Annotated in this window: 6 protein-coding genes; 4 read left to right on the forward strand and 2 right to left on the reverse strand. The window is 66.8% G+C overall.

What is annotated here, in order from left to right; all coding sequences use genetic code 11:
- Positions 1–236: 236 nt before the first annotated feature.
- From C1I97_RS14905 to C1I97_RS14925, 4 genes are all read left to right on the forward strand, one after another.
- Positions 237–1,757, forward strand: a complete 1,521-nt coding sequence (locus C1I97_RS14905; protein WP_258382570.1) for a gamma-glutamyltransferase — start codon at positions 237–239, stop codon at positions 1,755–1,757.
- A 195-nt stretch (positions 1,758–1,952) separates the two neighbouring features.
- Positions 1,953–4,910, forward strand: a complete 2,958-nt coding sequence (locus C1I97_RS14915; RefSeq protein ID WP_111003702.1) for a helicase-related protein — start codon at positions 1,953–1,955, stop codon at positions 4,908–4,910.
- The gene (locus C1I97_RS14920) at positions 4,904–8,749 is read left to right on the forward strand and encodes an Eco57I restriction-modification methylase domain-containing protein (protein WP_111003703.1); all 3,846 of its coding nucleotides are present in this window, start codon (positions 4,904–4,906) and stop codon (positions 8,747–8,749) included. The genes C1I97_RS14915 and C1I97_RS14920 overlap by 7 nt, the downstream gene beginning before the upstream one ends.
- Positions 8,750–8,883: 134 nt before the next feature.
- A complete protein-coding gene (locus C1I97_RS14925; protein ID WP_111003704.1) occupies positions 8,884–13,815 on the forward strand; it encodes a DEAD/DEAH box helicase in 4,932 nt (1,643 codons plus the stop codon).
- A gap of 98 nt (positions 13,816–13,913) precedes the next feature.
- On the opposite strand, the gene C1I97_RS14930 is transcribed toward C1I97_RS14925, so the two are convergent.
- Both C1I97_RS14930 and C1I97_RS14940 read right to left on the reverse strand, forming a co-directional pair.
- Entirely contained in the window at positions 13,914–14,804 is an 891-nt protein-coding gene (locus tag C1I97_RS14930; RefSeq protein ID WP_111003705.1) for a DUF5655 domain-containing protein, read from the reverse strand.
- Between the two features lie 440 nt (positions 14,805–15,244).
- A partial coding sequence (locus C1I97_RS14940) for an ATP-binding protein (protein ID WP_146608222.1) occupies positions 15,245–15,634 on the reverse strand: 390 nt, incomplete at its 5' end.

Genomic DNA, 15,634 nt, shown 5'->3' on the forward strand with positions numbered 1-15,634 from the left:
CTCCAGATGGACCTCGACCACCCCCAGTACAGGCGATCCGCCCCCAGCGACAGGGAAGTCGACCAGGAACAGAAGAACATCATCGACTCAGCAACCGGAGCCTGCTGAACACCGGCACACACGAGCGTTCCGCATCCAGAGCACCCGAATGCGATCAACTCCGACCAGCCACACAAGGCTGACATAAGAAGACTCACTTCGAAGCCATGAAGACAACCGGTGCCACAGTGACTGGCGTGATTCCCGCACACGTGAACGACGCGCCGCCCCCCGTCTACGCCGACAGTCTGGACATACCTGTACTGTTCCGCAACGGTCCGGCACGGCGCCCCTATCCCCAGTGGCGCACTGCCCCGCACGCACCCTGGGACACAGCGGCTGCCTTCCCAGCCAGCGACGGGTGGTACGCCCCCACCACCACCTGGCGGGAAATCATCAAAGCGGCGACCGAGGTGGGCCGCGACGTCACGCCGAACCTGCAGCAGATTCCGCAGCTCGCGCGGGGTGAACTCGTCGCCCGGGTCTCTCCGCTGTATGCCTATCTCGGTCTTCACGATGTCACGCCCAAGCACCCACTTCCGCACAGCGTGGGGCGGCGCCTGACCCTCAACGCGGTCTATGAACACGGCACCGAGCGGACCGCGAAGAACGCCCTCGGCTACCGGCTGGGCATGACCATGGCCGAGTGGGCCTGCCGCTCCCTGATGGGCCTTGGGCAGACATGGCATCTGGAAGACGGTGGCCCCGACCCGGCACTCGCCGACACCTTCAAGGACCCCACCCGGCGCCTGCCGGACCTGTGGGGCCTGCACGAGGCAGAGAACGCGTACTGGCTCATCGAGGCGAAAGGCGGCAACGTCGGCAAGACGACCCTCAAGGACGGCTGGAAGCAGCTGAGCGAAGGAAGCAAGATCCTCCACGCTTACGCGCACCGCCGCATCCTGGTTGGTGCAGCGGCACAGCCCCACGGCGACCTCTTCCTCACCATCGACCACGACCAGCACCCCGGCCAACCACCTCTCGATACCGTCGGCGTCTCCCCCGCACCGACCATTCCCGGCAGCCCCGAAGACCACCTGGGCGCCAGCGACGACGCCCTGATGGGCACGGCCCGCGCACAGATGCTGGTCTACCTCGCTCTGCGCTCCTCGCCGCCCTCCCAGCTACGCACCATCGCCCTGTCTGCCGACCGCACTACCCGCCGTCGTCGGAGAGAGGGGATCACCATCCCCTTGGAACGAGACGACGCCACACGCGCCCTGCGCGCGGACGCTCGCGGTGCAGCTGGCAACCTGGACGATGAGCAATCTCTCCGTGAGGGGGCACGTCTGATGGGCCTGGACGATTTCCTCACCCGCCGTATCCCCGGCACCGAAGTGCACCTGGGCATGTCCCGCCGTCTCTTCGCTGCGTGCGCACGGCTGCACTACGAGGACCAGGTGATCGCCGAACGCACCCCCGGGCTGCGCGCCGAAGATCAGCGTCTCACCGAAGAACCAGCCGACGAGGAAGCCGAAGAGGAGCACCGTCGTAACCAGCGGCGTATCTTCCGCGAGCAGCAGGAAGAGGCTCGTCCTCGGGTCCGGAGGCTCCTCCGCCAGGCATACGAACAGGGCGCGGACCGCGAGTGGAGCGACCTTCTCCCGGACCATCAAGAGCCTCGGCTCGACCTCGGCGATCATCCGGACCTGCTCGAAGCCGCAACCCCGGAGACCTACCTTGCGCTGCGCCAGGACGACCTTCCTTACCGCCGCTGAATGCTGGCCTTTGCGGGCGCTGACCGGTCGATGCCGCGCACGGTCCTGCGCCATGCTCACTCGGACGCACAACCTCAAGTGATCATGGAGTTTGGAGCCTGTGTCGCGGCGGCTGATTGCCTGATCCGTCCCCCTCCGATGTCCGTCCCGGTAGCCTGCTACCTGCTGATCAGCAGGTAGGGAGATACATCAGTCATGTACGAGCGCGGGATGCGGGTACGGCTCCGAGATCGTTTGTGGGAGGTCGAGGCTGTCCGTGGCGCGGGCAGCGAGGCATTCCTCGATCTGCGCCGGGCCGATGAGCGCCCTGGGCCGCGCCACCTGACGGTACTTGCCGGCAAGGAGCCGACGATCAGCCTGGAATCGGCCACACAGCTGCGCTTCGAGCCCGGCAACGCCGTCCTGCTCAATGAACTTCATGACGCGCTGGCCCTCACCATGGCCCACGGCCGCGGAGACCTTCTGGCAGTCGAGCACGGCCGGATCGATGTGGAGCCCTACCAGCTGGTGCCCGCCCTGGTCGGCATGCGCCAGCCGCGCGTACGCCTGCTGGTCGCGGACGATGTCGGTCTGGGAAAGACCATCGAGGCCGGCCTCGTGCTGATGGAACTGGCCCGCCGTGGCCGCGCGGACCGCGTGCTAATCGCCTGCCCGGCAGGTCTCCAAGACCAGTGGGTCGAGGAGATGCGTTTCCGCTTCAACCTCGACTTCGCCAAGGTCGACAGCAAGAAGTGGCTGGAGGTCCGCCGAGACAATCCGACCACAGTCAGTCCGTGGACCGCCATCCCGTACGCAGTGTCATCGATCGACTACTTGAAAAACAACGTCGGGGCCATTCAGGCTGCGCCCCCATTCGATGTGGTGATCATCGACGAAGCCCATCACGTCGCCCGCGCGTATGCAGGAGAGGGGCGTTCCAGCGCCACCGACCGCAGCCGCCTGGCCCGCGCACTGGCCGACCACAGCCGGGAGCTGCTCCTGCTGTCGGCCACGCCGCACAACGGGTACCAGGAGTCTTTCGCTAGCCTGCTCCAGCTCCTGTCTCCGCACCTGGCCGCCGATGACGGGCGGCTGGATCCCGAGCTGGTCCAGCCGTACATCGTGCGCCGGCTCAAGGACGACGTCACCCGCGGCGAACCGCCTCAGCCGATCAGCCGGCGCCTGCCGCCGCAGCCCATCGAGGTCCGCCCGACGAGCCGGGAGAAGGAGATCCACCAGCGGCTGCGCGGGCACAGCAAGCGCATGCTGCACGCCCTGCGCGGCACCGACTCCTACTATGTGCAGGCGTTCGCCCTGGAGGTGCTGCGCAAGCGTGCTCTGTCCAGTCCCTACGCGCTCTTGCAGAGCCTGCGCCGCCGAGCGGAGAACCTCGGCATCCCGCCAGTCGATCGCACCGGTCGGCAGCGCATGGACGTACTGCAGCAATACCGCGGGGACACCGCACTGCCGGAAGCAGACCTGCGGGCCGCCGAGGAGCTGGCGCTGGAGGGCGTAGCTGCGCACCTCCCGGAGGACCATCTACGCGAGGAGCAGCGCCTGGTCGGCAGGCTCTTGGACATGGTCGAGGCCCTCAGCCCCGGCGATGACAGCAAGCTCACCCGGCTGCAGGGCTGGCTGGAAGGCTTCCGTGCCGGGCGGCGCGGGGAGAGGGTCATCCTCTTCACCGAGTACCGCGACACCCTGGATTACCTGGAGAAGAACCTGGGCCACGGGCCGCTGCTGCGGATCGACGGCACCATCCCACTGGCGAAGCGACGCGCGGTGCTGGAGCGGTTCGCCGCCACGCCTGGAGCAATCCTGTTGGCCACCGATGCCGCCGGAGAAGGGCTCAACCTGCAGGGCGCCTGCCACGTCGTGGTCCACTATGAACTGCCGTGGAACCCGAACCGGTTGGAACAACGCAACGGCCGCGTCGATCGCTACGGCCAGCCGCACGTCGTCGAGATCAGCTACCTCTATCTGGCCGAGACCCGCGATGAGGAAATCCTCCAGCGGCTGCGTGACAAGCTCTCCACCATCACCAAGCAGCTCGGCTCCAGCAGCGACGTCCTTGGCGTGGCCGGCCGCAGCGACGTGATCGACGGTCTCCTGGAAGACATCGACGCTGAGGAACTGGAGCAGCGCCTGGAACGGGCTGTCCAGCAGGTCCGTGACTATCTCGAGCGCAGCGGCGCCCTCGTGCTCATGCAGAGCATGAAGAACGAGAAACAGATCGAGGGCGAGACCACGGCCGCCCGCGAACAGGCCGGCTGGCTCCTACCGGATTTCGACGAGTTCCGGCAACTGGTGGCCTCCGTGGTGAGGCAGTGCGGCGGCTCCGTCACGGGCAACGGCGACATCGTGACCATCGAGCCCGGGCCTCTCCTCAAGCAGTACCCGCTCGTCCCCCAAGAGGGATTTCAAGCCACCTTCAGCCGTTCCGTCGCGCTCGAACCCGAGCACCACGGAATTGCTTTCCTCACACCGGCCCACCCCCTGGTGCGGGCGGTCCTTCAGCGCGTCCGCACCCGCCTGTACGACGAGCACGCCGCCAACCGCGTCGCCGTGCGCCCCGTGGTGGAAGGCCACGGCGGGTGGTTGTTCACCTACGTCGGCCGGATCACCTCCGACGACGGCCGTGTGCTGGAAGAGCCCCTGGTGCCCGTCTTCGTCCCTCGCAGCGCCGATGGCACACCCGCCGCGCCCAGCCAGGACCCGACCGCCGACCTGCGCCGCCTACGCCAGCGCCCCGCGCCCTCCGGCAGTCTCGACATCACCGAGAAGGCCCGTCAGGAACTGGCTCCTGGATTCGACACCGCCGCCCTGCTCGGGCAGCAAGAAGCCTCCCGCCGAATCGCCGTCCGCGCCGAAGCTCTGCGAGAACACTTGACCGCCCAATCCCAACGCCTACACGCCGACCTCGACCGCTGGCACGCCGCAGAACTGGCCGAGGCCGAGAGGCGCTTCGCCACAAGTGCCGGTGACAGCATCCAGCTCGGCCTCTTCGCCGACACGGGACACGGCGCCTTCCATACCGTCGGCGAAGCCCGGGCCGCAGTCGATGACGAGTTCAACCGGCGCCGCAAGGCCCTCAGCCGCGGCTATCAGGTCGCCGATGTCACCGCCGGTGAACCAGTCGGCTGCATCGTGTGCGTGGAGGTGCCCGCATGCTGAACATCACCGTCGCCGGCACCACTCTGTCCACGTACTATCTCTCCGATCCCGCGCTGTTCCTGCGCGAACAACGCGGCCGGGTCGGAGCCGATGATGCGGCAGAGGGCATCCGCCACGCCAAGCGTGAGCTGCGCCGCCTGGTCGCCGATATCGACGAGACCAGCACTCTCGGGGAAACCCGCAAGCGCATGCTCACCTGGCTCTCGTACTTCGGCTGGACCTTCACCGGCAGCCTCCCTGCCATAGAGGAACCCGTCATCGGCCGCGCCAGTGCCCCCGATGGCCAACCGAGCTCGGCCGACCTCGTCTCCGTGCTCATCACCCCACCCGGGCAGCACCTGGACGCCTCCCCCACCGGCCGCCGCGCGGGCAAGCTTCGGCCCCAGCGTCAGGCCGAAGTGTGCGCCCGCGAGCACCGGCTCCCCGCCGTCCTGCTCAGCAACGGCAGCGAACTGCGAGTCATCCGACGAGACCCCGGGCTCGGCGGAGAAGCAAGCTACCTCTCGGTCGACCTCGCCGGCCTGGCCGAACTCGGTGACGAGCACGAATGGCGGGTCCTGTGGGCTTTGCTGCGGCCCGAAGCCTTCACCCCCGACCCAGCTGGCGAAATCCTGTGGAAGCTTGTCGAGGACGCGAGCTCCGAGGCCGCCACCGCTGTCAGTGAGAACCTCTCCGGCGGTGTACGCACCGCCATCAGCGCCATCGCCAACGGCGCTCTCCACCACTGGCGGCAGCACCAGCAGCTCATCCCCGAACCCCGCGACCTCTTCTCCGAAGCTCTCAAGATCGCCTATCGCCTGCTGTTCGTCGCCTACGCAGAGGACCGCGGCCTCCTGCCCGTCGGCACCCCCTCCTACGACCGGGGCTACTCCCTGCGCGCCCTCCGGCGGGAGATCTTGGCCGAAGCTGGCTGGGCACCCGACGGCGGTCTTCTGTGGAACTCCCTCCAAGCGTCGTGGTCCCTGTTGCGTGACGGCGTCGACGCCGGCGAACTCCAGATCACCGGCTTCAACGGGGGCCTCTTCGATCCAGCCAAGTGCCCACTGCTCGACGACCCGGCCATGACCGTCGGCGACACCTTCGTCCGAGACGCGATCGACGCCCTTTCCTGGGCCGAGACTGAACGCTCCACCAGCAAGACAGCTGTGGGACGGCGAGCAGTCAACTACCGTGAACTCGGTGTCGAACAACTCGGCAGTATCTACGAAGGACTGCTCTCCTTCGAACCACAGATCGCCGACACCCCCAAGGTCCTCGCCCGCATCGGGCGAGGACAGTCGGCCATCGTGCAGGTACTCGACGCCGAGCGGCTGCCCAAGGGCGCTGAAACCCTGGAGTCGTACGACCCAGGCACCTTCTACCTCTTCGAGGCCAGCGGTCAGCGCAAGGGCTCCGGCTCCTACTACACCGCCCGTCCTCTGGCTCACTTCGTTGTTGGCGAGACCCTGCGCCCCCTCATCCAGGACGCTACTTCAGAAGACATCCTCAACCTGCGGATCTGCGACCCCGCCATGGGATCGGGCGCCTTCCTTGTCCCCGCCGTGCACCAGTTGACCGAGGCTTACGGTGAAGCCTTGGCCCGGGAAGGTGAACTACTCGACCACAAACTGGACGACGCCGAACGCGCCGCCTATCGCCGCCTCATCGTCGAACGCTGCATCTACGGCGTCGACCTCAACCCAATGGCGGTCGAGCTTGCCAAGGTCTCCCTATGGCTCACCACAGCGGCAGCAGGAAAGCCCCTATCCTTCCTCGACGCACACCTCCGCTGCGGTAACGCGGTCGTCGGGGCCGAGTTCGGAAGCTGGTCAGGCGTTCCCGCGCCGGCACAAGGCGGACGGTCCCAGCGTGCCGGTACCGAAGTCGGTGACCTGCAAGATTCGCTCTTCGCCATAGAGGAACCCGACCTCGCCTCCCTGGTGCGGGTACGTCGGGCCCTGGCGGCCAGCCCCTCGGAAGACCGCCTCCAGATCCGCGCCAAAGAAAAGCGGTTTGAGCGCCTCCTTGAAGGCGACGATTTCACCAGGCTGCAAGCCCTCGGTGACTGGTGGGTTGCCCCCTACTTCTACACCGAAGAGCTCAAAGGGAACAGCGGGCAGTGGCTCGCGGCACACGACGCCCTGAAGAGAGGCGAACCACTCCGTGGGCATCTCGCACATATCCCAACCGATGTGCGATCCAGGGTCCGCCCCTTCCACTGGGAGGTCGAATTCCCCGAAGTATTCTTCGGCGACAAGGGGGAACGTCGTCCGGATGCAGGGTTCGACGCCATACTGGGCAATCCACCCTGGGAGGGCATTACTTTCAAATCTGCAGAATTCTACGGTCGGTTCGATCCTTCCTACGCCCTACTCAAAAAGAAGGACGAGAAGCTAAGTCGACAACGGGAACTCGACCAGCGCCCTGAGGTTTCTACGGCCCGCGTGGAATTGGATGCCATGCTCGCTGGGGCAAAGAGCTTCATCAAGCAATCCGGCATCTATCGGATGCTCTACGCCCACGGAACTACGTTCAACTACTACCGCACTTTCTTGGAGCGGGAACTCTCGTTGCTAGCCCCCGGTGGGCGCCTGGGCGTAGTCATCGACTCCGGGATCGTCTCGGATGCCGCCACCGGCGAGCATCGCCGCGAACTGCTCGGCCACTTCTCTGTCGACAAGTTCGTACTGTGCGATAACATCAAGGGAATATTCCCCATCCACAAGAGCGAACAATTCCTCCTCCTTGTGGCCGAAAAAGGCGGAGAGACCGATCCGCTTCCCTTCACGAGCAACGTTTCCCAGCTAGACCACCTCCTCGATCTGGAGAGCCGAACTCTCCTAATCACACGGGCTACAGTCGAAGCCCTGGCACCTGAAACCTTGGCCATCCCGGACGCCCGCGATCCAGCCCTTCTCAACGTGCTCACCACCCTCTATTCCGGTCACCCCTATCTGTTGCAGAAGATGCCCGAGGGCGGCTGGGAAATCGATTGGGGCCGGGAGCTAGACCTACACGACGACCGCCAAATCCTTTCCGCCACCGGCACCGGCATGCCGCTGCGCGAAGGCAAGCACATTCACCAATACGTACACGACTTCGCGGAACCGACCTACTACCTGAAGGAAGGGATAGGCGAAGCCGCACTGGTGGCACGGGCGCGTAAGCGCGCCAAAAAGAAGGATGTTCGCTCACTATCACGGAGACAGGGCGAACGCTGTCTTCTTGAACCCGGGCCTCGCACTGGCGTCCTTGAGCTTCCTTCCGATCACTATCGTCCGTGCTTCCGAGAGACCGCACGAGGAAGTGATGAGCGCACACTGATCGCCGCCGTTTTGCCCCCTGGAACGGTGGTCACACACGCATTGCACTATTTCTACCGTTCCACCTGGGACGCCGCCGCCAATGGCTATCGGACTGTCCTCAGCGCCCAGGCGATGGTTTACGTGGTGGCCCTGCTCAACAGCCTGACACTGGACTTCGTCGTGCGCCGGAAAGCCAGCGCCCACGTAACAAAGTCAATCATGGCAACGCTCCCAATCGCCGACGTCCCCCTGGATACCGGCCCCGGCGCAAGAATCGTGGATCTTTCAGCTCGACTTACCTGTCGCACCGTCGAATTTGATGAATTGGCCGCCGTACTGGGGGTGGAGTGTGCCCCGCTATCCAAGAACGAGGAGTACGTCCTGCGGGCAGAGCTTGACGCCCGGGTAGCCCAGCTCTACGGTCTGTCAGCCTCCCAGTTGGAGCTGGTCCTGGCTGACTTCCGACAGAGTGCGGATGCAGACGGCAGTCCAGTGCGGCCCAGTGAGGAGTACAAGGCGCTCGTCCGCGAGCACTTCGCCCGCTTGACTGGCTGATCTTGACTGCTGGCGCGGGACGTGTTGTCAGCACTCGGCACTACGCTCGACTCAAGTGGCAAGCGGATCTTCTCTGTTCGGGAGAACCTCCGCTGCGGCTGAGCGATCAACAACGGGTGCAGGAAGGGCGAGAGATGAATCCGCTGGAGCTGGCTGATCGGTTGCGGAAGGACTACCGGCGGTTCACCTGGACCACCTATCCCATCGCTGACCCTGGACTGCGTTCTCGCCTGGAGCGGTTGGTGGACGACGAGGCGCTGCTGTGGCGCGGCCCGTACCTGTCTGTCCAGCCGCGCTTCCAGCTGGACGCCACGTTGGCCGGCCTCGCCACGACCATCGGATTGCCGCCGGAGGTTACGAGCGCGTTCCCGCGGGTGGAGCGGCTGTTCACGCATCAGGTAACGGCGGTGACCCGGATCCGGCAGGGCCTGAACACCCTGGTGGCCACCGGTACCGGCTCGGGTAAGACCGAGTCCTTCCTCATCCCCGTCATCGCGCATGCCTACGAGAACGCGCATCGTCCGGGGGTGAAGGCGATTGCGCTGTACCCGATGAACGCCCTGGTCAACGACCAGGAGGACCGCATCAAGGCGGCCTGCGAGGCGCTGGGGCTGACCTACGGGGTCTACACGGGCGCTACGCCGACGCATGATCGGACCCGGATGCAGGAAATGCCACCGGACATCCTGCTGACCAACTACTCCATGCTGGAGTACATCCTGACCCGCCGAGAGGACCGGGAACTCTTCCGGCACGGGGTGCTGCGCCATCTGATCCTGGACGAGATACACACCTACCAGGGCGCACTGGGCACCGAGATCGCCGGCCTGGTGCGGCGGCTTCGCGGTCATGTCGCCGATGAGGGGCTGGTGTGTGTCGGCCTGTCCGCGACCGTGAGCGCCGGAGGCGACCGCGCGGTCGATCTGCAGCGCACTGCGGAGTTCGCGAGCAGCCTGTTTGCCGCCCCGTTCGACGTGGACGGCATCATCGAAGAAACGGCCGTGCCCCAGCCGGAGCCGGATGTGAGCCTGATCGGCCCGGCGCCGGACCGCGAGCAGCTCCGCCAGGCCCTGGCCGATGGCGGGGACACCTCGCGGCTGCGGGTCGTGCTGGGCGATCCACAGGCCAGTCCGGTGCTGGACCTGCTGCGGGCGCACCTGTCGGAGCCCAGCACGGTCGATGGGCTGGTGGAGCTCCTCGCAGGTCTGCCCCAGCGGCAGGGGGCCGACCGGGATGTGCTGGAAGACGAAGTGGCCGGCTGGCTGTTGCTTGGGGCGGACACCCATACCCCGGAGGGCCCGCCCGTCCTGGAGGCCAAGGTCCACCTGTTCCTGCGGAGCCTGCCCACGCCGGTGCGCTGCGCCGGGGAAGCCGAGCATCTGTTGCTGGATGGCGCGACGACGTGCAACCACGAAGACTGTGGCGCGAAGGCCACAACGCCGTTGGGGGTATGCCTGGGCTGTGGTCAGGACTACGACCTGGAGCGGGACGACCCCGACGGTCCGGTCGCTCGCTATGTGGCCCGCCGCCTGACGGCCGATGAACCTATGCAGGTCCCCCAGACTGGTGACCGGAACTGGTATCCGGCGCGCCGGTGCACGAGCTGCGGCAAGGATGCCAACGGTGCCACGTGTCTGGGATGCGGGTCCGCGACCCGGGAGGTTGTTGTCGCGGTGCCGGAACCCGATCGGCCGCTGACGCGGTGTCCGGTGTGCGGGTATCTGCGCTCGCATGGGGCGGTGCAGGAGTTCACCGCCCGTACCGCCGCCGCAGTCACGGCCGCCGCGTTCAGCTTGCACACCGGGCTGGCGGCGCAGAGCGATGACGAGATGTTGCGACGCCTGCTGATCTTCGCCGACTCGCGGCAGGACACCGCCTTCCAGGCTGGCTACTTGCGCGATCGATCCCGGGCCGTGCAGGTGCGCCGCCTGATCGTGGAGAGCATCTCCGACCGCGTCCGTCAGAGTGAGCCGCCTGCCAGCTTCAACAGCCTCGTCGAGGACGTCTTCCGGCGCGGCCAGGAGTCTGGCCTCTACGAGGACCCGGCGGGCAAGGACGCCCGCCGCCGTGCCCTGCGCGTGTGCGAGTGGGACCTGCTCGGGGAACTCGCCAGCGACGAGCGTCGGCCGCCAACCCTGGAACGCCTCGGGCTGATCACGGTCGGCTACCCCGGCTTGGAAGCGCTGAGTGAGGACGCGCTCAAGCCGCTCACCGACACACTGGGCGCGGACACTACTGCGGCGCGCTGGCTGCTGGCCCGCATGCTTGACCTGGTGCGCACCCGCGGCGGACTCGGCCACGACTTGCTCCAGAAGCGCCTCGACGCCAAGACCGAGGCCGAGCTCGTCGAAGCCGGCGCCACCATGGGCATGGGGCACTCCATCACCGGCTATGGCGAAACCAACGTCAGGGTGCCCGGCGCCAACCCCTTGGCCATGAGCCGCAAGGGCGCAGCCGGCCGCCTGGTACGGACCGCTTTCCCGAGCGTGACCAGCTCGGACGCCATCGAGCGGGGCGTACGCAAGGCCGTTGACCTGCTGGCCGAGCACAACCTGCTGGCCGGCACCCAGGTGGGCAGCGGCCGACAGCGGGTCGTGCTGCGACAAATTCCTCCGCAGGCGATGGAGGTCAGGCCCGCCAGCGAGACAACCTACCGGTGCCGTGCCTGCCGGGCGGTGCAGCCCGGGCCCTCGCCGCAGAATAAGTGCGCCACGTTCAACTGCAAGGGCACCATGGAGCCGTGGCAGGGCGACCCGGACGACCACGAGCGGCTGCTGGCCGCCAGCGATGCTCCGCTCGTCATCAAGGCCGAGGAGCACTCCGGGCAGGTGCCCCTGGAGAACCGCGTGCAGATCGAGGAGCGGTTCAAGGAGGGCGACCTCAACCTGCTGGTGTGCACCATGACGCTGGAGCTGGGCGTGGACCTTGGCCAGCTCCTCGCCGTCATCCTGCGCAACGTGCCCCCACGTCCGAGCAACTACGCCCAGCGCGCCGGTCGAGCCGGACGGCGGGAGGAGCGGGTCGCGCTGGTCGTCACCTTCGCCGGCAGCATGCCCCACGACAGCTACTACTACGCCCGGCCGGTCGAAATGATCCGCGGCGCCATCCGCCCGCCGGCGTTCCTGCTGGACAACCAGCGCGTGCTCAAGCGCCACGCCCGAGCCATGGCGCTTGAGCTGTGCAGCCAGAACCTCCCCCAGTGGATGCGGGGCCTGGTCGCCGAGGACGCGGACGGCAACCTCCACGGCATCGACGAAGTCAAGACCGCCCTCGCCGAAGGGCGCGACCGCATCGCGGCCCAGATCCTCGCCGCCTTCCGCCTCGGCCTAAACGAGGGGGATCTTCCCTGGCTCACCGAAAACTGGGCACACGAGGTGGTCGATTCCTGGGTTGATCACCTCAACAAGCACGTCGAGCCCTACCGCATCCGCCAGAAGGGCCTGCTGGAGGAGTGGATGCAGGCCGCCAGCAAGCCGGGGAACAAGGAAGCCTCCCGGGCCCTCACCAGCATCAACGCCAGCCTGGAGGCCATGCGCAGCGGTGACCGCAACCGCGCGTACGTGCTGTCCTACCTCAGCTCTGTCGGTTTCCTGCCCTCCTACGCCTTCCCTACCGACACCACCAGCCTCGCGCTGGAACGCGAGACGGCCGAGTTGTCCCAGGACTCCGTCCAGGCGCTCAAGGACTACGCCCCCGGCCAGCTCGTCTACGCCCGCGGCGACAAGTGGCTTGTTGACCAGGTCGACTTCCGCCGCGCGAACCTGATCAACTCCGACGGCGTCGGCGCCCTTGACCACATCAACCTGTGCAACCGCTGCGACACGGTGAACGCTCCCACCAGCGCGCACTGCCTGTCCTGCGACAGTGACGACCTGAGCCCCCAGCTCAGCGTGCCGATGCGCGCCATGCGCGCCTCACGCCGTCAGCGGATCTCCGCCGACGAAGAACACCGCTCCCGCTCCCCCTTCGAAGTCACCCACCACCTCGGCGCCCCCAACACCGCCGAGACCTACCTCTTCGAACGCGACGGCCTGGTCCTGCAATGGGAGCGCGGCGCGGACCTGACCGTCCTCAACCGGGGACGCATCACCAGAAATCAAGGCACCAGCGAGCGCTTCGTCATCTGCACCGGATGTGGCTTGTGGTTCGACGCGATCCCTGGCCCCTCCCCGACCCGCGCGCAGCGAGATCGCCAGAAGTTCCACGACAAGATCTGCACCAACCAGCGGCTCGAATACAGCATCCTGCAGGTCGACCGCCGCGTCGACTGCCTGCAGGTCCTTCCCGACCTGGAGACACTCGACATCCGCCCGGACCGGCTTGAGGAGTTCCTCGCCAGCATCCGCGCCGCCCTGGACCTCGGCTGCCGCGTCATGCTCCAGGCCGGCGATGACGAGGTCGCCGGCTTCGACTGGCCCCGACCCGATCCGGAAAGCGACGAAGCCACCTTCCGACTCGCTGTGCTGTACGAAGAGGTCCCCGGCGGCGCCGGCTATCTGCGCCAGCTCGCCGCCCGCTTCGGCGAAGTGGCCGCCGCCCTCGTCCCGGTGCTGGAAGACTGCACCTGCGAGCGCTCCTGTTACGCCTGCCTGCGCTCGTACGGCAACCAGCTGGAAGAAGACCTGCTCGACCGTCACGTCGCCGCAGACTTCCTGCGCCGCTTCGCCCATGCGCCGACGGTGGACGGACGCCGAGTGCCCAGCTACACGGACGCCTTCCACGGCCGCCCGCGCTCCGCTATCGAGCGGCGCCTGGCCATCGCCTTGATGGCCCTCGCAGCACCTCGCGGCCACGCCCAGTACGACTGGGGAGACCGTGGCTCCACCGACGGAACACCCCGCCCCGTCACCGTGGCCGACTTCGCCTGGCCCGACCAGAAAGTTGCCGTCTTCTGCGACGGCTGGAAGCACCACCACACCCCGGAACGACAGGCATCAGACAAGACCAAGCGGGACGCCATGCGGGCCGACGGATGGACTGTTCTTTCCTACTGGGGCGGTCAGATCGTCCGCAACGCCGAGCAGTGCGCGGAAGAAATCCTGGAGCACCTCACCACCGAGCACTGATCAACCCAACGGCCCCGGTAGTACCGCCTCAAGGACGTTACTACCGGGGCCGCCACGGTAGGGGACCCGCATTCGTCACGTCACAGACACCGACACGGCTACCCCGCCGCGTAGCTCGCACGGAAGAGGCCCACAGCCCGCTCCAGATCCCGCTCGGAGCGCAACTGCACCTCCAGATCGCCCGTGCCATGATGGCCGAGCCCCGTCACGTCCCGGGTGAAGCCGGGCACGAGGTCGACCTCCTTCGGGTCGGCCTTGAGGTAGACGAGGAGCTTGGTCTTCTGCGGCGGGCAGACGCAGGCGAAGTTCCGCAGCCGCTGATACGCGCGGTACTGCTTGCGCTGCACCCAGCTGACGTCATCCCCGAGACCGAGCAATACCTCATCCGCCACCTCTGCCAGCTTCGCCAGTGCCCCGCCCTGCCTGCGGACAGGCAGCAGCCCGGCCCCGTGCCGGCGAACCCGCTTGGCGGTTGACGCTCGCCCGGTGACAGAAGCGACAGGCTCAAGCCCAAGGAGGTTTTTACCGAAGAATCGGTAGCGGACCAGGTCAATGCTGCGCCGGTGCTCGCCCACGGCGTGCACGTCGTAGCGGGTGAAGTCGCCAGCGATGCAGATCAGCCTCGGGCTGTTCCACAGCACCTGGGCTGCGGCCGTGGCCCCGAGCCGGTCGCGCACCAAGTGCTGGAACTCTGCGCGGTGGTCCATCAGCCAGCTGAGGTAGAAGAGGCCCTGGTTGATGACACCAGAGTCCACACCGCGCTTGTACTCGACGATGACCGGCGATCCGTTCTCATCGAGACCGAGCGAGTCGATACGTCCGCCGTGAACCGGGCCGGTGCTGTACTCGCTCGCCAAGAACCGGACGCCCAGCAGCATCTCCATGTTGGCCTCGACGAGGCCCTGCACATCCGACTCGACCTCAGCAAGACGCGGCATGACCTCAGTCACGCCGCTCTTCGTCGTGTGGAACAGCTTCAGGCCCGACACCTTCCCCTCCTCGGCTCAGAGATCGCCAACGCCGAGAGTGGGCGGAATTGTTTCCGGAGCAGCCTCCAGCTGTGTGAAGATGATGTGGGTGACGCCATGTTGCCCCATGGGGTTCACGCTGTCCCCCGGTTCACCGGAGCGTGGCGGTTCCCCCATGCGTCCCCCAGCTGCGTTAACGCTTCGTCAGAATGAAGCGAAAGCGCAGCTCAGGAGAGGGGCGAGCCGAAATAGGCCGAGCGCCTTCTAAGCGCTTGGCCGCAGGTTCGAGTCCTGCCGGGGGCGCCACCACGGCTCTCCGCCGGAATGGCGAATTTCCAGCCGGTCGGACAGGACCCGTCCGGCCTTGTGCGGCAATCGGGAAACCGCGGACAACTCACCCGTCCGGCCGAGTGAATCCACCGGTCTCTCGGGTTCCGTCCCACGCCGGTACGTGACTTGTGTCACGGGGTGGTGTCGGTCCACTGGTCGAGGAGGTCGTCGATGCTGCCGGCGGGTTCTGTCGCGTCGGTGCCGTGCAGGGGCTGTTCGGTCCAGATGATTTTGCCGGTGGGGGTGTAGCGGGTGCCCCAGCGCTGGGCGTAGCGGGCGACGAGGAAGAGGCCGCGGCCGCCTTCGTCGGTGGTGGCGGCGTGGCGCAGGTGGGGTGAAGTGCTGCCGGCGTCGAAGACTTCGCAGATCAGGTGGCGGTCGCGGAGCAGGCGGACGTGGAGGGGGGGATGGCCGTAGCGGATGGCGTTGGTGGCCAGTTCGCTGAGGATGAGTTCGGTGGCGAAGGCGGTGTCGGCCAGGTTCCAGGCCTGGAGCTGGGCGGTGGCGGCGGCGCGCAGGGG

The organism is Streptomyces sp. NTH33 (assembly GCF_003236365.1).
Taxonomy (GTDB): domain Bacteria; phylum Actinomycetota; class Actinomycetes; order Streptomycetales; family Streptomycetaceae; genus Streptomyces.